Origin of the sequence: Lysinibacillus sp. PWR01, from assembly GCF_043359455.1 — a bacterium.
Taxonomy (GTDB): Bacteria; Bacillota; Bacilli; order Bacillales_A; family Planococcaceae; genus Lysinibacillus; species Lysinibacillus fusiformis_F.
In genome coordinates this window covers 1-19741 of record NZ_JBHERJ010000042.1, presented here as the reverse complement: position 1 = coordinate 19741, position 19741 = coordinate 1, and the positions used below count along the sequence as shown (strand labels likewise).

General features: G+C 38.3%; 16 protein-coding genes. 6 read left to right on the top strand and 10 right to left on the bottom strand.

The window, feature by feature from the left end; all coding sequences use genetic code 11:
- Positions 1–14: 14 nt before the first annotated feature.
- Positions 15–1259, bottom strand: a complete 1245-nt coding sequence (locus ACEVFT_RS06485) for a Zn-dependent hydrolase (RefSeq protein ID WP_393948830.1) — start codon at positions 1257–1259, stop codon at positions 15–17.
- A gap of 140 nt (positions 1260–1399) precedes the next feature.
- Between ACEVFT_RS06485 and ACEVFT_RS06480 the strand changes: the two genes are divergently transcribed.
- From ACEVFT_RS06480 to ACEVFT_RS06470, 3 genes are all read left to right on the top strand, one after another.
- Positions 1400–2569, top strand: a complete 1170-nt coding sequence (locus ACEVFT_RS06480; protein ID WP_393948829.1) for a PucR family transcriptional regulator — start codon at positions 1400–1402, stop codon at positions 2567–2569.
- A 172-nt stretch (positions 2570–2741) separates the two neighbouring features.
- On the top strand, positions 2742–4103 hold the full coding sequence (locus ACEVFT_RS06475) for an aspartate aminotransferase family protein (RefSeq protein ID WP_393948826.1): 1362 nt from the start codon (positions 2742–2744) through the stop codon (positions 4101–4103).
- Between the two features lie 13 nt (positions 4104–4116).
- Entirely contained in the window at positions 4117–5637 is a 1521-nt protein-coding gene (locus tag ACEVFT_RS06470) for a CoA-acylating methylmalonate-semialdehyde dehydrogenase (RefSeq protein WP_393948824.1), read from the top strand.
- Positions 5638–5740: 103 nt separating this feature from the next.
- Here ACEVFT_RS06470 and ACEVFT_RS06465 read toward each other — a convergent pair whose 3' ends face one another.
- From ACEVFT_RS06465 to ACEVFT_RS06445, 5 genes are all read right to left on the bottom strand, one after another.
- Positions 5741–6058 carry a DUF378 domain-containing protein gene (locus ACEVFT_RS06465; protein ID WP_205442399.1) on the bottom strand — a complete coding sequence of 106 codons (318 nt, stop codon included), beginning with the start codon at positions 6056–6058 and terminating at the stop codon, positions 5741–5743.
- A gap of 182 nt (positions 6059–6240) precedes the next feature.
- Entirely contained in the window at positions 6241–6726 is a 486-nt protein-coding gene (locus ACEVFT_RS06460; protein ID WP_342534233.1) for a methylated-DNA--[protein]-cysteine S-methyltransferase, read from the bottom strand.
- Complete coding sequence (locus tag ACEVFT_RS06455) at positions 6713–7627, bottom strand: DNA-3-methyladenine glycosylase family protein (RefSeq protein ID WP_393948823.1); 915 nt, start codon at positions 7625–7627, stop codon at positions 6713–6715. The genes ACEVFT_RS06460 and ACEVFT_RS06455 overlap by 14 nt, the downstream gene beginning before the upstream one ends.
- A 14-nt stretch (positions 7628–7641) precedes the next feature.
- On the bottom strand, positions 7642–8199 hold the full coding sequence (locus ACEVFT_RS06450) for a bifunctional transcriptional activator/DNA repair enzyme AdaA (RefSeq protein WP_393948821.1): 558 nt from the start codon (positions 8197–8199) through the stop codon (positions 7642–7644).
- 25 nt (positions 8200–8224) lie between these two features.
- Positions 8225–8992: an isocitrate lyase/PEP mutase family protein gene (locus tag ACEVFT_RS06445; RefSeq protein WP_393948819.1), complete on the bottom strand. Its 768-nt coding sequence runs from the start codon at positions 8990–8992 to the stop codon at positions 8225–8227.
- A 176-nt stretch (positions 8993–9168) separates the two neighbouring features.
- Here ACEVFT_RS06445 and ACEVFT_RS06440 point away from each other — a divergent pair, with 176 nt between their 5' ends.
- The gene (locus ACEVFT_RS06440; RefSeq protein WP_393948816.1) at positions 9169–10989 is read left to right on the top strand and encodes a sensor domain-containing diguanylate cyclase; all 1821 of its coding nucleotides are present in this window, start codon (positions 9169–9171) and stop codon (positions 10987–10989) included.
- Between the two features lie 38 nt (positions 10990–11027).
- Here the strand turns inward: ACEVFT_RS06440 and ACEVFT_RS06435 are convergent, their stop codons facing one another.
- Positions 11028–12470 (bottom strand): M20 family metallopeptidase, encoded by a 1443-nt coding sequence (locus ACEVFT_RS06435; protein WP_393948869.1) that lies wholly within the window; start codon positions 12468–12470, stop codon positions 11028–11030.
- A gap of 33 nt (positions 12471–12503) precedes the next feature.
- Complete coding sequence (locus tag ACEVFT_RS06430) at positions 12504–13724, bottom strand: MFS transporter (protein WP_393948814.1); 1221 nt, start codon at positions 13722–13724, stop codon at positions 12504–12506.
- 183 nt (positions 13725–13907) lie between these two features.
- On the opposite strand from ACEVFT_RS06430, the gene ACEVFT_RS06425 reads away from it, so the two are divergent.
- Complete coding sequence (locus ACEVFT_RS06425; protein ID WP_342443036.1) at positions 13908–15215, top strand: winged helix-turn-helix transcriptional regulator; 1308 nt, start codon at positions 13908–13910, stop codon at positions 15213–15215.
- A gap of 103 nt (positions 15216–15318) precedes the next feature.
- Here the strand turns inward: ACEVFT_RS06425 and ACEVFT_RS06420 are convergent, their stop codons facing one another.
- Both ACEVFT_RS06420 and ACEVFT_RS06415 read right to left on the bottom strand, forming a co-directional pair.
- Positions 15319–16617 (bottom strand): MFS transporter, encoded by a 1299-nt coding sequence (locus tag ACEVFT_RS06420; RefSeq protein WP_393948812.1) that lies wholly within the window; start codon positions 16615–16617, stop codon positions 15319–15321.
- 22 nt (positions 16618–16639) lie between these two features.
- Positions 16640–18673 carry a CocE/NonD family hydrolase gene (locus ACEVFT_RS06415; protein WP_393948811.1) on the bottom strand — a complete coding sequence of 678 codons (2034 nt, stop codon included), beginning with the start codon at positions 18671–18673 and terminating at the stop codon, positions 16640–16642.
- 323 nt (positions 18674–18996) lie between these two features.
- Between ACEVFT_RS06415 and ACEVFT_RS06410 the strand changes: the two genes are divergently transcribed.
- Positions 18997–19650: a TetR/AcrR family transcriptional regulator gene (locus tag ACEVFT_RS06410; RefSeq protein WP_393948867.1), complete on the top strand. Its 654-nt coding sequence runs from the start codon at positions 18997–18999 to the stop codon at positions 19648–19650.
- Positions 19651–19741: the final 91 nt, after the last annotated feature.

Genomic DNA, 19741 nt, shown 5'->3' with positions numbered 1-19741 from the left:
AGAATGCTTGCTAGTTAATGCAGTGTATATGTTTCGCCCATACTAAACTTCGTTTGTAGCGTTAACACCGTTTCTAGTAAAATATCTGCGCCCTTTGCACAATCCTCAAAGGCTGTTTCCTCTTCCTCACAATGACTCTTACCTTGAATACTTGGAACAAAAATCATCGCGGAAGGAACCATACTTGCCATATACTGCGCATCATGTCCAGCGCCGCTAAACATTCGATGCGCTGAATAGTCAAAGCTTTGACAAGCTCTTTCTATTTCATTGCAAATCGCACTATCAAAATACACGGTATCCCTGCCCCACAACTTGACAGGCTGAATATGGCATCCACCTGCTGTTTCTGGAAGCGCGTTGAGAATATCCTCAACCTGTTGCATGACCTCTGGTTTTTGGTGACGAGAATCAATTGTAAATGTCACCTTATTTGGGATGACGGTATGAATATTCGGGGAAACATTCATACGACCAAAGGTAAAAACAAGTTGTTCATCAATTTTTCCTAATTGTTCATGTAGCTCTGTAATGATGGTCGATGCCACAATCATCGGGTCTTTACGCATTGACATTGGTGTTGTACCTGCATGATTTGATTGTCCTGTAATGGTAATTTCGTAGCAAACCATACCGAGTACACCCTCTACCACACCAATTTCCAGTTGTTTTGCCTCTAGTACTGGCCCTTGTTCAATATGCAATTCAATATAAGCAAGTGCTTCCTTCAGACGATTGGCTTGCTCTCCCTCATAGCCACTTGCTTGTAAAGCTTCTTGAAAACGAATGCCATGTTTATCTGTAGATTGCAGCATTTTTTCTTTGTCGAATTTCGAGGTGATGACCCCAGAACTCATCATGGCTGGATCAAAACGTGCCCCCTCTTCATTCGTGAAATTGACAATCATGAGTGGGATGTCCACTTCAATATCATTTTCCTTTATTGTTCGAATGGCCTCAATCGCTGTTAGTACACCTAACACGCCATCAAATCTTCCACCTTTTTCAACTGAATCTAGATGGGAACCCATGACAATGGGTGGCACATTCTTCTTACCAGGAAGAGTGGCGTACATATTGCCCATATCGTCCACCTGAACATCCATTCCTAACGCTTTGCAACATTCACAAAAATAGTTTCTTGCTAGAACATCCTCATTCGAAAGAGACAAACGTGTGACGCCACCATTTTCAGTGGCCCCAAATTGACTAAATTGTTCAATTAACTCTTGCAATCGTCTACTATTACATTTATACATATGCAAGTCCTCTCTTTCACAGTAGTTAATAAACATTCTAAAATAGATAAAATTTGTGAGATATGGATATAACACTAAAAAAATATGTGCAACTGCACATCATATATGGTAAGTTATGTTCATAATTAAGGGGGGAAAGTATGGGGACGATTCGTAAAATTGTAGAGGGAGTTCAATTCCCAATGCTCACATTAGTCGCTGGACATAGTGGTACGTATCGCAGAGTTACTGGTATTAATGTTGTGGAAAGCAGTGATTTAATCATGTTTTGTAGACCCAATGAATTGGTCGTCACAACAGGCATTAATTTAGATGCACAGCAAGATTCCTTGGAACAGCTTGTCAAACAGGCATACACAAAAAAAGTAGCTGGCTTTATCATTAATACAGGACCATTCATTCCTAATATTCCAGAAGCCGTCATCTCTTTTGCCAATCAACATGATTTCCCTATTTTTCAAATGCCATGGAATTATCGCATTGCCGATCTATTAAAAACTACCTTTCAATTTATTGCCAACCATCATCAAGAGCTTTCTATCGAAGAAAAGATTCTTTTCAATCTACTATTTCAGTACAAACAAAACGCTAACACAATGAAAGATCAACTAGCACAGCTAGGATTTCCTCAAGGAAGAGAATTAGCGATCATAACATGTACAACCATTGGCACCAAAGCAGCTATTGACCGTTACGAAGTCATGATCCAATTCGCTTTTCAAAATCGCTATCAACGCTTCTTAAAATTAAAGCATAAAAATCACCTCATCTTTTTAATTGATAAAGCACAAATCAATACACCAAATATACCCTTCTCAAAAGTCGTGGAAGAAATCTATGAAAAAATCATCTTAAAAAATGGTTACTTGGATATTATTATCGGTAAAGGCAACTATCATAAAGAGCTAGAAAAAGTTCGCCAAAGCTATGATGAATCCTTAACTGTCATTCATTTAGCACAGCTTCATAACAATCGTTATTTGTATAAATACAAAGAAATCGGTGCCTATAAAATATTGATGGCTGTGCAAAACCAGCCCCTGATGAAGTCCTTCAGTCAGGATATTTTAGGACAGCTCTATCGCTATGATGAATTACACAGCACAGACTATGTACCTTTTTTACGCATATTTGTAGAGGAAAATGGCAGTACAAGCAGGATTAGTGAACGTCAATTTATCCATCGTAACACGGTCCTTTATAAAATTAAGAAAATTGAAATGCTATTGGATATGGACTTAAGCAATCCCTTTACGAAGACTAATTTGTATATTGCTTTTTTAATAGAGGATGTCTTAATGCATCAATAGCATGTCAAGCCTTTAAATTAACTGAATTTTCTTTCTCATTAAATACTCCTTCTAAAATACTTGAAGCATACATATAAAGTACAAATGGGGTCGACTGTGCATTTTTGTTGTCCACATCTGACGAAAACATATGCATGCTAATCAACTACCTGTTTAGAAGGAGTGAAGCTTCGTGACAAATGTTACAAGTCAAAATTGGCAAGTAAAAGATGAACAATTTGTATGGCACTCAATGAAGCCATATAATCCAAATGCAACGATGATTGTGCAATCCTCTAAAGGCGCGTGGATTACCGACATTGAAGGCAAACGCTATTTAGATGCGATGGCTGGTTTATGGTGTGTGAATGTTGGCTATGGGCGAGAGGATATTGCTAAAGCTGCCTATGAGCAATTACTGGAAAATACGTATACACCATTATCTGTTGGGCATATCCCTGCCATTCAATTAAGTGAAAAAATTAGTGAGCTATTAGGTGATGATTATGTCGTCTTCTTCTCCAATAGTGGCTCTGAGGCAAATGAGGCTGCCTTCAAAATTGCTAGACAATATCATCAACAAAAAGGTCACGTTAATCGCACGAAAATTATTTCGCGTTACCGTGCCTATCATGGTAGTTCCATGGGTGCTCTAGCTGCAACTGGACAAGCCCAACGAAAGTATAAATATGAGCCACTGGCACCAGGATTTTTACATGTCACGCCACCTGACTCGTATCGTGCTAATGAAGACCATATTCAAAGTAAGGACCCTTGTGCATTGCCATCCGTCCAAGCAATCGATCATGTCATGACTTGGGAAATGTCTGATTCCATAGCAGCTGTCATTATGGAGCCTATCATTACTGGCGGTGGTGTAATTATGCCCCACGACAACTACCTACAAGGAGTCAAAGCTGTTTGTGAGAAGCATGGCGCACTGCTTATTGTTGATGAAGTCATTTGTGGTTTTGGACGGACAGGCAAAGCTTTTGGATTCCAAAACTACGGCATCCAGCCTGATATTGTGACAATGGCAAAAGGCTTAACCAGTGCTTATATGCCACTGTCTGCCACAGCTGTTCGACGTGAAATTTATGAGGCGTTTGCAGGAACAGAGGAATACGACTTTTTCCGCCATGTCAACACGTTCGGTGGATCGCCAGCAGCATGTGCCGTCGCATTAAAAAATATTGAAATAATGGAGCAGGAAAATTTATTTGCCCACTCTGCTGCACTAGGTGCTACATTACTTACTACCCTACAGGAGCAATTAAAGGAGCACCCGCATGTTGGGGATATTCGAGGGAAAGGCTTATTAATTGGCATAGAACTTGTTCAAGATAAAAACAGCAAAACACCACTCGATATCACGCTTGTAAACAAAGTAATGACACTATGTAAAGAACAAGGGTTAATCATTGGGAAAAATGGTGTAACCGTTGCAGGCTTCAATAATGTGTTAACCTTATCTCCTCCACTGATTATTTCCTCAGATGAGAAGGATTTCATTGTTGAAAAATTTGTGCAAGCCTTACAATCTATTAAACTGTAGGAGGAATAGCTAGATGGTAACGAATACAGACATACAAGAGTTAGGTCATTTTATCAATGGACAAACAGTTCTAGGGAAAAGCGGACAGTTTTCAGATGTTTACAATCCAAGCACTGGCACTGTCATTGCTCGTGTTCCTTTGGCAACAAAACAAGAGGTACAGGAAGCGATCGCTGTTGCCCAAGCGGCTTTTCCTGCTTGGCGCGCCTTGTCTGTTGGTAAACGAGCTGAAATTATCCTTAAATTCCGCCAACTCATAACAGAAAATTTCGATGAGCTAATTGATTTGATCTGTACAGAGAGTGGCAAAACGATTGAGGATGCCAAGGGCGAAATTACACGGGGTTTAGAATCTGTTGATTTAGCCATCAATGCCCCACATTTACTTAAAGGAGAGTACTCTGTGAATGTTGGTGGTCATATCAATGCCTATTCTGTGAAAGAACCATTAGGCGTAGTAGCAGCTATTTCGCCGTTTAATTTCCCTGTCATGGTACCGCTAGCGATTACAAGTATGGCGGTGGCAGTAGGAAACTGTGTTATGTTGAAGCCTTCAGAGCGAGTTCCTTGCTCCGCTTTATTTTTATCAGAGCTGTGGAAAGAGGCAGGCTTACCAGATGGGGTTTGGACGGTTATTAATGGCGATAAAGATGCCGTTCATGAGCTGTTATGTCACCCAGCCATTGAAGCAATTTCCTTTGTAGGCTCTACGCCAGTGGCAGAAGCCATTTATGCTACAGCCTCGCAACATGGGAAACGTGTCACAGCATTAGGTGGCGGTAAAAATAATATGGTGGTGATGCCAGATGCTGACTTAGAGCATGTCGCTAATGCTTTTTTAGGGGCTGCCTATGGAGCTGCCTCTCAGCGTTGTATGGCACTTTCAACCATTATTCCTGTTGGTGAGGATACGGCCAATAAATTAGTCGGTATTCTTGCCGGTAAAATTGCCAAATTAAAAGTGGGTCCCTATACAGATGCCGAAGTTGATTTTGGACCAGTCATCACTCAGCAATCAAAGGACGCCATTATTGGCTATATTGATCGTAGCCTAGAGGAAGGCGCAACACTAGTCTGTGATGGGCGAAATCCGGAAATTGCCAAACAATCGAACGGCTTCTATCTCGGTCCTACTTTACTCGATCATGTAAAGCCTGGGATGGAAATTTACGAGCAAGAGGTTTTTGGGCCTGCACGGAATGTCGTGCGCGTGGCAACACTAGAGGAAGCTATCGCCCTCATTAATGCCCATGAATTAGGAAATGGCGTAACCATCTTTACGAACAATGGTGCAGCTGCTCGAAAGTTTACCACTGAAATTGAAGTAGGTATGGTAGGTGTTAATGTACCGATTCCTATTCCAGTAGGCTATCATAACTTTGGTGGCTGGAAACGATCAAGATTTGGTGAAGGGCATATGTTTGGACCTGACCAAGTACGTTTTTTCACCAAAGCGAAAACCATCTCAGAAAAATGGATAGAACAAGGGAATGACGTTACCTCATCCTTTGCCTTTCCAAGTAATCAAGACTAATCATGAAATACAAATATTCGCGTAGTCAGTAGCTACGCGAATATTTAAGCTTGCTATTGAAAAAACTGACGAGCTAACATGGTCACCAGTTTTTACAGTGTAACTACTTGTTCTCTTTTTTCTCTTCCGTCTCTCTTACTTCAGAGAAATCTGCTTCTTCCCCAGCCTCCATACCATAGCTAGGATTTCTATCCATACGAGTGAATGTATCCACATCATCCTCGTCTTCAAATCGCTTTACAAGAATTGGTATCGTAATCAGCCCAGCAAGCCCAACGAGTGCATAAATCCATCGAGATAAGACCGCCGTTTGTCCACCAAATAAATAAGCCACTAAATCAAATCTAAAGAATCCAATGAGTCCCCAGTTGATTGCACCTATAATGACTAATACTAAAGCGATTCTATAAAGCACGCTCATGTGTACACCTCCTTTATCGTCAATACTCCAAGCTATATTTCTTAGCAGGGAGGTGTCATAAGAAGCGATAAAATGACAAAGACTAGTCATTACAACCGCCATTTTGACGGTCTTATTTTTTGCAATAACGTCTTTTTTATACTGTGTACAAATGGCGTAAGGATATACGCCGATGAACGGCATTACTTGGATGGATTTTTATGTGTTTGCTCGTGCTGAAGCAGCCATTCTTTGCGCCACATCCCGCCACCATAACCTGTCAACGTTCCATTGGAGCCGATAATTCGATGACATGGCACAACAATGCTGATATTATTTTTACCATTTGCACTACCGACAGCCCTTACAGCTTTTTCATTGTTAATAGCAATGGCAATATCCTTATATGAAGCCGTTTCACCAAAGCCTACACTCGGTAAGGCATGCCAAACAGCTTGTTGAAAATCTGTACCTTGAAATACATAAGGAAATGAGAACTCCTGACGTTCACCTAAAAAATACTCGTGCAATTGCTTAACACATTCTAATAAAACTTGAGGTGTGTCTTGCTGAGGAATATTGATCATCTGCTCTCGTTCTGCAAAGTTAATGGCATCAATTGCAGTAGCACTTCCCTCTACTTCAATAATTCCAATGGGTGATTGATAATCTAATTTATATCGTTTCATACAGTGACCTCCATAAATAAAAAGTGGCATAAGCTTGCCAGCCTTGCCAATGTTTCGCATAGTTCTTCATTTCTTCAATCGTTGGTTTTCGTTCTAATGCTAGTTGGATTTTCAAAGCATTATGCAGACCAACATCTGCTATTGGAAATGCAGTCGGTTGTTGTAAACATTTCATAAGCACATAATCTGCTGTCCATGCACCAATTCCTCGAATGTCCATTAAACTTTTTTTCATGGCTTCGTAGTCTTTTTTTTGACGCAACAAATCTTTTGTCAATTGACCATTTGCTATACTCTTGGCAATATCAATAATATATTCTGATTTCCTTAGTGTAAATTGGAGTCTTTGCAAATCATCCGTCTGAATAGCAGCTATTTTTTCTGGGGTTGGAAATAGCCAGTAGCTTTGTCCTTCAAAGTGAACATGCTCTCCAAAATGCTCGACAAATCGCTTTTTTAACGTATAGGCGAATGTTAAATTAATTTGTTGTCCGATAATGGCCCAAACCAAGGCCTCAAATAAATCAGGAATTCCGATTAATCGTAATCCTGCATATTTTTTCGTAAGTGGCTGCAAGATTGGATCTTTTTCAGCCATCTGATAATAGCCCTGCAAATCCTTTGTTAAATCAAACCACTCTGTGACATATTGTACGATTGTTGCGTGTTCATGGCTAGACGGCTGATTCATCGGAAATATCACTTTTATATTATTTGCTTGCTCCGTTATTTTACATAAAATTAGCTGCTCATTAATCTTTAGTAATTTATAGAGCACATCATCTTTCATATGATGAAGAACTTCTTGATTTGAACGCTTTAAGAACTGCAAACACTCCGTATAATTGAATTCTTTTGCTGGCTCGATGACTATACAACAATCTTCATTCTTCCATTTCATCTCATGGTTCCTTCCTATGATAGGTTTCGATATTCTGTAGGGGAGCAATTTTTCAACCGTCGAAAAACTTTATAAAAGTTAGATGGACTTTGAAAGCCTGCTTCATAACAAATTTCTAAATTTGTATAGTCTGTATGTTTTAATAGATGTGCAGCCTTATCAATTCGTATTTTCTCTAAATACGTTCGGGGTGTTTCAGCAGTTTCTTGCTTAAATAGACGTTCAAGATGAAATGGACTGATGCCTACATGCTCCGCCATATCCTGCAATGTCACGCTTTGCTTATATTCGTTAATGATAAAAGCTGTCACATTTTTAATCAATTGCGTATGTGGTGAATATTCGATTTCAGGTTGACATCGTTTACATGCCCGATAGCCAGCCGCCTCTACCTCTCGGATATCTTCATAAAATTCAACGTTTATTTTTTTTGGTTTTCTGGATTTACAAGAAGGACGGCAATAAATTCTAGTAGTCTTAACCGCAGTATAAAATAGCCCATCATAGGTTTGATCACAAGCGATGATTTTTTCCCACTTCTCCTCAAAGGATAAATTGATTGCATTGTCCACGAATATATCACCTCATTTTCATCGATTATACATATAAAGAAGAAGTATCTTGCTCTTTTAACAATTGTGCGGCATGCTGAGTTAAATACGCAATGATTTTATCTGAAAGTGCATTGCCAAAACTAAAACGCTTTACCCCTAATTCTTTTAATAACTTGACATCCGATAAACCAGGTAAAGAAAGGAGATTAATGGGTGCATTTATAGTATGAGTCATCGCCCTTATTTCATTGACATCTATTAAGCCAGGGATAAATATACCACTTGCTCCACTCTCAATATAAGCTTTTGCTCTTGTTATTGTTTCCTCAAATGGTTGCTCCAACTGAAAATACGTATCTGTTCGGGCATTAATAAAGAAATCTTTATAGCCATGGTTATCTAATTCTTTCCTCATGTTTGTTAACAAATGACCATGTTCAGTTATGCTTCTTAAGCCTGTTTGCTGTTTAAGGGAATCTTCAATGTTAATCCCTGCTACACCAACATCCGCCGTTCTTAAAACATTGTCGATAATACTCTGTTCATCATGACCATACCCCGCTTCAATATCTGCCGACACGGGTATGTTCACTTGCTCTGTAATCGATTGAATAATGGTTAGATGTCGTTGAAAATCGATCTGTTCACCGTCCGCATAGCCAAGCGAGTTAGCTATACCCCAGCTTGTTGTGCCAATTGCTTGAAAGCCTGCTTTTTCTAATGTTAATGCCGATAACACATCCCAGGCATTCCCTATAAATAATAGCTCTTGTGAAAAATGTAAGTCATTGAATTCCAGAATTTTTGACATAATGAAAGCCTCCATACTGTTTGTTAGACCTCATATTATCAGGAACTATCCGTTTATTTCGTCCTCAATCTTGCTGTTATGGTCTATAATAATTGTTGTGATAATTTTCTTATAATAGACTATCCAGTTGTTTGCATATAATCTAGTAACTGTAGAATAGGAGCAATTGCCCTTTCATGGAAAACAAAATAATCAGAAAAATAAATTTCTTTATTCTTTTTATCCTATTTATGTTCGCCCTGATCCCCCCTATCAGCGCAATGAGCCCAACGGATGAACTGCTAGATCCTATCATTTTAGGACAACATTATGATATTTTTCGAGACACTTCCAAAAAGGTCTCCATCGAAGATTTATTAAGTGGTGTCCATGACCATTCTTTTGTGGCTAGTAATCATCCATATCCATTCTTCTGGCATACAAAGGATACCATTTGGTTACGGTTATCCATGGATAATATTTTAATAAATAAAGAGGAATCCTATTGGCTAGAGGTAACAGATAAATTAGATCGCATTGATATGTATGTAGTGAAAGCAGATGGCACCTACGATGTGCAAAAAAGAGGAATCGCCAATCTTGGGGAGCAATCGATACCCTCACGATCTAATTTATTTCAAATCAATGATCCTGCTGTTCGTGAAATTTATATGAAGTTAGACGGGGCTTTACCATTAAGTTTAACATCCTATCTTTATAGTGAGATCAGTTTTACCAACAAGATTAGTGAATATAAATTTTTAACAGGGATCTTTTATGGTTTTTTATCCGCCCTCTTAATTTATAATTTATTTTTATATTTTTCATTAAAAGATAAGGCGTATTTCTTCTATGTTTTATATATGCTGAGCTTTATTTTCTATCAAGCTACGTTAAATTCATTAGACATCGAATTATTGGGATCATGGTTGCCTCAAGTGTTCTTTATCAAATCTTTAACAGTCAGTGGAAATCTTTTGCTTGTATTTATGCTTCTATTTTGCATTCAGTTTCTAGAGTTAAAAAAATATTTACCGTTGTTCCATAAAATAGGAAAATTGCTTTTATGGATCACACTCTGCTCTTTAATGGCCTCCTTTATCATTCCTGATGTGTCCATCACCAATAATTTTACAACTAGCTTTGCTGTTGTTGTCTTTATCTTTTTATGGTTGTCAGGCATTTTCGTTTTAATAAAGGGCCAAAAAATGGCTCGTTTTTATTTAATTGGTTGGACGGTTTTACTAGGCTCCATTATCGTTCAAGCATTAGCCTTTTTAAGTGTGATCCCGTTCCATCCACGGATATTTGAGGAGGTTCCGGCCATTGGAGCTATTTTTGAATCGATCTTTTTATCTTTAGCTTTAGGAGATAAAATCAACATTATTAAGAAAGAACATCAAATCATGCAAGAAACGTTAAATGAGCAACTTGAAGAGAAAGTTCAAGAACGCACTCAAGAGCTTGAATTAGCAAAGCTTAAGTTGGAAGCATTAGCTAACACGGATCGTCTGACACAAATTCCAAATCGTGTACGTCTAGATGATGTATTAGAAAAAGAATTGGAACAAGCTAAAAGAAATGGAACACCACTCTCTATTATTCTGTTAGATATTGATTACTTTAAAGCCGTTAATGATGAATATGGGCATCAGGTAGGCGATATCGTATTACAAAATGTAGCAGAGCTATTGAAAAATAATGTACGAGCTGGAGATATCGTTGGTAGATGGGGTGGTGAAGAGTTTTTAGTCATTTGTCCGTATACTCGGTTAAAGGATGTTGTGCAGCTGTCTGAAAAGCTAAGACAGCAGCTTGAACAGCATTCATTTCCAGTTGTTCGTCACAAAACAAGTAGCTTTGGTGTGACATGCTTTGTGATGGGTGATACAATTCATTCCTTATTATCAAGATGTGATAAAGCTTTATATCAGGCCAAACACCATGGTAGAAATCGTGTAGAATTTTTACTGGATGATACAAATTTCGAGACAAAAACAGAGGCGTCATTATCGTGACGCCTCTTTGTCTTTGTTTACTTATCGATTTAAGATGCCTATTGTTTACTGTGTAAAGGTTTTATTTCTTTAGGAATTGGATTTTGATAAACCTCATTCCCTAAACGCTCTTTTAGCTCTTGCTTAGCTTGTTCCATTAATTGTGGTTGAGCAAGCATGGCAGCAGCGGTAGCAGCCATTACTTTTCCTGCGTGGAGCATCCCTTTATGAGCAATGGACGTTGTGCCCGTAGCAACGGCCTGCCAAGAATGAAGCTGCGTTCCCTGTGCATGACAGGTCGTTGTACACTGTACAGTAGGAACAACCCAGCTTACATCCCCAACATCCGTTGAACCCGGCATCGTAATATTGGTAAATGCCTGATAATAAGGGAATAAAACGGTCGATAATGGTGAATCTATTTCTTTCGCCATTAATTCTTTATAAGCTGGAATAGCAGCTAGTCCTCCCCCCTGTTTCTCTTGTTCTGAAAGTGTCTCCCTAATGGTAGAAGCAAATTCGTAGTCCTCTTCGCTAAACGTCGGGGTACCTAACTGTGTAAACTGTTCAAACATTACCTGTTGCATGGTATGATTCGGAACGAGATTTGAGCAGGCTTTATCAAAGATTACTTCCACCTTTGTTCCTGTCATTAATGCCGCTCCTTCGGCAATTTGACAGACACGCTCATAAATTTCATTTACTTGACTTGTTTTTGGTGCACGTACTAAATAGAGAACACTGGCATCAGCCTGCACAATGTTTGGCGAAAGTCCACCAGTATGGGTGATAGCATAATGCACTCGTGCTTCAGGAATAATATGCTCTCGAAGATAGTTAACCCCAACGTTCATTAATTCAACGGCATCTAGTGCACTACGTCCTAAATGAGGCGCTTGAGCAGCATGTGCTGAACGTCCTGTAAATTTGAAAGATGCTTGTATATTAGCTAAGGAGCTTGTACACATCATTAAGTTTCGATCGGCTGGATGCCAGCATAAGGCGAAATCTACATCATCGAAAAGCCCTGCACGCACCATCAATGTTTTACCTGAGCCACCTTCTTCTGCTGGACAACCATAATAACGGATGGTACCTGGAATATTGTGCTTTTTCATATGCTCACGTAAGGCTATTGCTGCCGCAAGTGATCCTGTCCCAAGTAGATTGTGCCCACAACCATGTCCATTTCCACCTTCTTGAATAGCTTTCTTAGTGGCAGTACCTGCTTGTTGACTTAAACCTGACAATGCATCATATTCTCCAAGGAAGGCTATGACGGGCTTTCCGCTCCCATAGCTACCAATAAAGGCCGTTTCAAGTTCAGCTACTCCTTTTTCAACATGAAAGCCCTCACTTTCTAAAGCCTTACATAGTAGCTCAACCGATTGAAATTCCTCAAAGCGAATTTCAGCAAAATTCCAAATTTGATTGCTAATATCTATCAATTGCTCACGTTTTTCTTCAATAGTTTTAGAGATTTCCTCTAGAAAAGTAGACATCATCTTTTATCACTCCATTGTTGTATGTTTTCATTATTGAACAGAAATATTTGTTAATGCTTCATTTTTTGTACGTAGCGTTATAGCTGTCACGATCGGAATAATAATCATCACCATTAAGAACAAAAATGCTGCTGAGTAAGAGCCATTAAATAAAGTAATCACAAATCCCATGACAGATGGAGAAATGGCTCCTGCCATTTGACCTCCGAAATACATAAAGCCAGTTGCTGTCCCAATAACATCATGAGAAAAATATTTAAGTGGTAATGTGAGAATCGTTGTTGTAGCAAATAGGCATCCTGCAGTAGTGAATGATTGGAATAGCACGACCATGACAATGGAAGAAGCATTAGTCATAAAAAATAAACTAATTCCTGCAATGAAGGCACCGCCCATTATTAAATACTTCTCCTTGCCCACTGCATGTTTATCGATTAACCAACCTGTAAGCACTACAGCTACAAGAGCTGCTAGCGCAGGAATAATCGATACTGCCCCCATCGCTACCATATCCAAATGTTTCACTTTTACCATATAAGTAGGCATCCATGATGTGAGTCCCCAATTGACAATACTTACGCCAAAATACATCAGCATTAACTGCCACAGCATGGGCATTTTGAGTAATTTCTTTAAAGGTACTTTTGCTTTTACTGTCTGTGTGTTTTCCCTATATTGCGTATTTGGCTTTAATAAAAAATAAAGCGCAATGGTTAAAAAGAAGCCTAGTGTACCAAAAATAAAGAACAAATTCCGCCATCCAATGGACATGATTAAAGCGGCAGCTACAATAGCTGAAATCATACTACCTACTGTTGTAGCGGCAGTAAGTGTTGACTTTGCCCGACCGCGCTCTGCTTTCGGAAAATTGTCTGCAATGGCTAACGAACTCGCTGCAGGAAAACTTCCTTCTCCAATGCCGAATAATAAGCGGATGGCAATAAGAGAAATGAATGACCAAGCAAACCCAGTCATGATTGTAAAAATGGACCATAATACAACTGAAATGAGAATCATACTTCTCGCCCCATATTTATCTGAAAGAAAGCCCCCCACTAATTGCATCACCGCATAACTCATGAAAAAAACACTAATAACTAATCCTGCTTGTGTTTCATTTAAGTGAAATTCCTCCGCAATCGGAATAATCGCCACATTCATAGATAACTTATCTAAATAATTTACGATCCATGTAAAAAACAAAATACCTAGAATTATGTACTTCTGTTTACTTACAGTTGATTTTTCCAAAAAAAGTCCCCCTTTGTGAATGTTCTTTTATTTTTGGACATATTTAAGACTGTCCTTAAATGATTATAGTCGATAGTTATTTAAAAAATCAACAAAATTCAAAAAATTTACTTCAATATTGCTATCAACTGTGACTGTCCAATATACTAGAGCTAATAGAAAAACCTAGGAGGAGAATTCATTTTGATTCGAATTGGTGTGATTGTGGCGCATAATTCGCTACAAGATGTTTTACCAGTTAAAGAAAAATTAACAGATCGTTGCGAGTTAACTTTTTTTACATATAAGAAGCTATCTGAAATAAAGCCACTCTATTTAGAAAACTATTTATTTTTCGATGCCATTGTGATGAATGGACTTGCACATTTAGTCCTACAAAATGCAAACGTACATTATCAGATTCCCACTCATTATTACATGGCCAATGAACGAGATTTTTATAAAAAGCTCTTTCATATCAGCAGAAAATATCCTAATCTAGACTTCTCTAAAGTAACGTTTGATTTTAGTGGCTATACAGGTTTAATTAAGCTTGAGGAACTCTACGCTAAAGACGAAGAGGCACATCTGATTCATTTAGATATAACAGACAATTTTTATGAGGAGTTATTAGAGAGGCATATTGAATTAAACCATTCAGGGAAAGCGGAATTATCCATTACAGCTTTTAGTAATATATTGGATAAACTTTCCGAGCAAGGTGTGAAAGCGGAGCTAATTACTGCTTCACCTGAAACGATTTTGGAGATATTTGAAAAGGTTATTCTAGAGGTACGTCATAAACAATTGACTGAAAGTATTATGGTGATTGGTAAATTGACAAGTGATGCATTAATTCCTAAAGAAGAAAATACACATGCGGAACTGAATCAGAGCCTTTTGCAAACTGCCTTATTGGAATATTGTAAAAAAAATCATCTAACAATGATAATCCAAAAGCAAAGTGTTCATTTTGAAATCATTACCTCACAAAAAGAATTACTTTTTATCACTAATAATTTTGCTCAGGATACATTAATCGATACTTTATCCGAGCATTTGTCTTTTAGTCTTCATCTTGGCTGGGGAGTTGCACAAAATATTGATGATGCGCGTAAAAAAGCACACACTGCCAATCATGAGGCACAGCAACAAGACATATCATCCTTGATTATTACAGAAGATGGTCAATTTATTAGTCTAGATACAGAGGAAAAAGTTGTTTTACAAAAAATAGAAGATACACCTGAACTGCAACGACTAAGCGAAAAATTAGATATCTCTATCCTGTTCATTCAAAAAATTCTTGCAGTCATTGAAAAAACAAATACCAATGAACTTTCATCTGCAGATATTGCCCAGCATTTAGGTATTACAATCAGAAGCTCTAATCGCATCTTGAACGAGTTAGAAAGTAAAGGGATTGCCGAACTAATCTATAAAAAGCATGAGAAACTTCGAGGAAGACCAAAAAAGTTTTATAAAATAAATTTTCACAAAAATAAATCTTGATAGCTTCTGAACGTGAAAAAAGATGACCTCGGTTCAAACCAAGGTCATCTTTTTTCTTATAAGAAGGTATCCCTTTATTTTGGACATACCTTTTGAAACTAAATTAAGTAAGGGCCTGTTCCTTCGCAAGCTTTCGCTGCAAGGCAATTTCTTGCCGCTTTTCTTTCGTTACACGTTGCCAAATGACTACTGTAATGAATCCAATAATAGCTAAGCCTAATAAAATACCGAAGAATACTTTATAGCCCGCTGTGCCACCCCAGTAATCTAAACAAGCGCCTGCAATAATCGGCATAAAGATTTCACCACTATAACCAATTATCATCAGTGGCATGGAAACAGTTCCAGTTGATTTTACAGGATAATCGCCTTCTACTAGAATCGCAAAATGCATAGCTTGCAAAGCATACATAGATGTATAGATAATCCCAATGAACACTAAAAGCATAAGGATTAAAGAAGCTTTGCCTGGCAACAGAATGAGTCCTACTAAACCAAGCGCTAATAAAATATAGCCGATTAACACCATATTCGACACACCAATGCGATCGCCTATGATTCCTGCACTAAAACTACCAATAGGACGACAATATTGTGAGAAGTAGCCCAAAGCTGCAGCAATTAACGTAGAGGCACCAAATGCGGCTGTTGCATAAGGTGTGATGTAATAATAGCTAATAATCATCGCATAGGACGTAAAGATAAGGATCGTTGCAAGCCAAGTAGTTGGCATCTTCAACACTTTCCAAAGAACTGCCCAATCAAACGATTTACTGCTTTCCTTGTCTTCGGAACTGACAGTTGCTTGGTCAGGATCTTTATACAGCATCATTATCATGAAGCCCAACAAAAGACAAATAACAGAATACACCGTAATAACTGCTGAGAGCGCCATTTTATCACTCATATGTTTCGCAAAAAAAGCAAAGATTCCTAAAATCACAGCAGATTGAATGATATTGGTTACGCCACGTCCACCTTCAAAAAATCCAAAAGCTTTTCCTTGTTCATTTTCAGAGCCTAAAGAACGAACTGCTTTTACTAATGCTCCCCAGAATGTCATAATCGACGTGATTCCCCAAGCAGCATGAATCAATAGAAGGACAGGATATGGTGGATACAATAATAATGTAAACCCTAATAATCCTGTGGCTACTAAAGAAATGGTTAATAAATATTTCGTTTTCCAACGATCTGCACAAAATCCTCCAAAAATATAGGAAATTAAACAACAAACACCATACGCACTACCAAGTGTCCCCATTTGTGTATTGGTTAAATGAAACGCATCCAGAAAGACATCATAATAGTAGTTTCTAAAATAAGGCAATGCGTAAATTAATGCACCTGAAACAGCTAAAATAACTAAAGTAGCTGTATTCTTTTTTAACTTAGCCTCCATATGTTTACCCCTTATATGTTATTTACAAGCCATGACGTTTAATTTTTTGATCCCATTCCTTATGGAAGACCTGTTTATCATTTTCTTTAATAGCCATTTCCCCAACAATTTGGAAGTTTTCTTGTTCAGATTTTTTCGTAACGGTTATATCTGCGTCAATCCACCAGCCTTCACGACCAATTTTCATCTTTTGATAGATTGTATACTGTGCTGACAGTGGATCAGCATTCGTTAATGTTAATTCTCGTTTCAAATTATGTTCTACAGTGACATCAATATCATCAAAGCGATAGATACCTTCACCAAATACGCCTCCAACCCCATCTGTAATACATGTCCATGTATCAGTTAAAATATCATAGGATATAGAACGATCGACTCTTCCTTCTTGTAGCGTTGTGATTGGTGTTAACGGTGCACTTTCAGGATTCATATTAGGTCCTACTACTTGCTGACCATGGAAGGTTGGCAATGATAAGGTAGCCGTTTCAAGATTCAATGTCAATGTAGCATCTTCCGGCATTGGCCAAAACATCGGCCAAAACGTTGTCGCTAAGGATAAGCGTAAACGATGCCCTGCTTTAAATTGATGTCCACAGCAATCTAACTGAACAAAGGCCTTCACTTTTTCACCAGGTGTTAACAGGTCAACACGATCATGCCCATTTAAGTGTGTTAAATTCATCACGCCATAGGATACACGTGTGACAGCTCCATTAGGCGCTACATCTGATAGCTGTGCAAACAGCATTGCATGTGGTTTGTCACTCATTAATTCCACTTCAAATTTTGGATAGCCCACAATCTCTAATGCATTCTCTAGCCTATCCGTTTCAAAAACCATTGCCATTCCATCATCTAATCGTTGGTCTGCTGGACTTTCTCCTAATACGCCAGCTCCCATCCATTCACCTGATAAAAGACCATGATTTTGAGGAGTTTTTAAGAGAACTTGCTCTTGTTGATCGCCGCGATTTTCTACTAGTTTGCCATGTGTCAGTTGATATCCCTTTGTTTGTACCGCTTCCGCAGTTGGCCACGATTCTAATCCAACCCAATAGCCTTTGCTGATTGGTTTCTTAACGGATGGCTCCATGCTTTCTTCTACCCAGACATTCACCATTGGTCCATCCATTACATCATTGTCTATTCCTTTTAACCAATGATCCCACCATTTCACAGCTTCTTGCAGAAAGCCCATTGCTGGACCTGGCACGCCATCATGTGGATAAACATGTGCCCATGGGCCAATGATGCCTTTTCTAGGAACAGAAAGCCCTTCCATTAAACTTAAGACTGTGTTTGTATAAGAATCTTCCCAGCCATCTAACGCAAAAACAGGGATTTCTATGTCATTATAATTCTCACAAACCGAACCATGTTTCCAATAGTCGTCTCTTGTTTGATGCTCCATCCATTGTGCCATCCACAAAGGCATATTTTCTAATCGTTCCATCCATTTATCACGCCAGCTATCGCCAACAATATGTGGATCAATCGGACGAAGCTGGTAGGCTAACATAATAGCGCCCCACCAGAAGTTATCGTTTAATAAACAACCGCCCTTATAGTGAATATCATTGTTATAGCGATCATCTGTAAAGCCTACTGTAATAATCGCCTTTAACGCCTTTGGTCGACGAGCTGCTACTTGCAGAGAATTAAATCCGCCCCACGATTTCCCCATCATCCCGATATTGCCATCACACCAGCTTTGGTTAGCAATCCATTCAATGACTTCAAGAGCATCATCCTGCTCTTGCTTTAGATATTCATCTTTTAATAAACCGTCTGACTCACCTGAACCGCGCATATCTACTCGCACAACAGCATAGCCATGTCCTGCAAAATAACCGTGCATAGGTTCATCTCTCGCTCTTGTCCCATCTGTTTTACGATAAGGAATATACTCTAAAATGGCTGGTACTTTCTCTCCTGATTTCACTGTCGGAAGCCAAATACGACTAGAAAGCTTTGTGCCGTCTGCTAATTCGATCCATGTGTTTTCGATTGTTTCATATGTACACTCAAATTGTGTCACAATTTTTTTACTCATTGCATAATCCTCCCCTTGTGTCTAAGCACATGATTCTTTGTTCCAACATCCTCTTCGTCTAATTATTCCGAATCTCGATTATTTAGTAATCATGATTATAAAATAATTGTGATTAGTATATCACCTGAAAATCTAATACACAACTCTGAAAATGACAAAAGCTAATGCTATAATGGAAACAGGAAATTAAAATTGTTTTGCTATAATAAGTTTAAATTAGCTATAATAAGGTAAATATATACATTTAATTAATGATTTTACATTACTTATTTGTTCGTTAGGGGGATATTACTTTGAAAAAAAAGGAAATACAAAGGAGTCGTATGTGGAAATACTTTGTAGACGCCACTGCGGAAATAATCGAAGAAGAAGGACTGGAAAACGTTACGATCCGAAAGGTTGCCGATAAAGCTGGTTATAACAGTGCAACCATCTACAATTATTTTTCAGAAATCTCGCATCTTCTATTTTTTGCATCGATGAGATGTATGCAAGAATATACTAACGAAGTTGCTCACTACATAGAAAAAGGTAAAGATCCCATTGATAAATACCTATTGGCATGGGAATGCTTTTGCCAGTATTCCTTCAAACAACCTCAGATTTTTCACGCAGTCTTTATCATGGACTTAGGGGAAACACCAGAAGCACTATTGGAAAACTATTATAATTTTTACCCCAATGATTTAATCAATATTCCTGAAGATTTAAAGACTATTTTATTTCAACACAGTCTGACAAAACGGGGACGTTCAATGTTAGAGATCGCTTTAAAAGAAGGCTACTTAACCGAGGGTAATGTAGATGCCATCAATGAAATCACATTATTAATTTGGCAAGGCATGTTTACGAACCTATTGAATAATCGTAAAAGTTATGATGCCGAACAAGCAACGGAAATCGTCATGAAATATATTACTGAAATTGTTCGAAACGCCAACCTTTTTGATGAGCAAAATAAACACAAGCAACGATAATCATGCTAGCAATATAACATTTCCACTCTTTAACCGCTTAGTATGTATGAAAAAAGATGATATCAACGACAGAAAAAGCAACTTTGCAAGG

What these genes read in the sequence shown, in the direction of transcription:
- ACEVFT_RS06470 (WP_393948824.1), top strand. Translation starts at nt 4,117, where the DNA reads ATGGTAACGAATACAGACATACAAGAGTTAGGTCATTTTATCAATGGA.
- ACEVFT_RS06420 (WP_393948812.1), bottom strand. Translation starts at nt 16,617, where the DNA reads ATGGAGGCTAAGTTAAAAAAGAATACAGCTACTTTAGTTATTTTAGCT.
- ACEVFT_RS06435 (WP_393948869.1), bottom strand. Translation starts at nt 12,470, where the DNA reads ATGTCTACTTTTCTAGAGGAAATCTCTAAAACTATTGAAGAAAAACGT.
- ACEVFT_RS06485 (WP_393948830.1), bottom strand. Translation starts at nt 1,259, where the DNA reads ATGTATAAATGTAATAGTAGACGATTGCAAGAGTTAATTGAACAATTT.
- ACEVFT_RS06440 (WP_393948816.1), top strand. Translation starts at nt 9,169, where the DNA reads ATGGAAAACAAAATAATCAGAAAAATAAATTTCTTTATTCTTTTTATC.
- ACEVFT_RS06460 (WP_342534233.1), bottom strand. Translation starts at nt 6,726, where the DNA reads ATGAAACGATATAAATTAGATTATCAATCACCCATTGGAATTATTGAA.
- ACEVFT_RS06410 (WP_393948867.1), top strand. Translation starts at nt 18,997, where the DNA reads ATGTGGAAATACTTTGTAGACGCCACTGCGGAAATAATCGAAGAAGAA.
- ACEVFT_RS06415 (WP_393948811.1), bottom strand. Translation starts at nt 18,673, where the DNA reads ATGAGTAAAAAAATTGTGACACAATTTGAGTGTACATATGAAACAATC.
- ACEVFT_RS06465 (WP_205442399.1), bottom strand. Translation starts at nt 6,058, where the DNA reads ATGAGCGTGCTTTATAGAATCGCTTTAGTATTAGTCATTATAGGTGCA.
- ACEVFT_RS06455 (WP_393948823.1), bottom strand. Translation starts at nt 7,627, where the DNA reads ATGAAATGGAAGAATGAAGATTGTTGTATAGTCATCGAGCCAGCAAAA.
- ACEVFT_RS06480 (WP_393948829.1), top strand. Translation starts at nt 1,400, where the DNA reads ATGGGGACGATTCGTAAAATTGTAGAGGGAGTTCAATTCCCAATGCTC.
- ACEVFT_RS06445 (WP_393948819.1), bottom strand. Translation starts at nt 8,992, where the DNA reads ATGTCAAAAATTCTGGAATTCAATGACTTACATTTTTCACAAGAGCTA.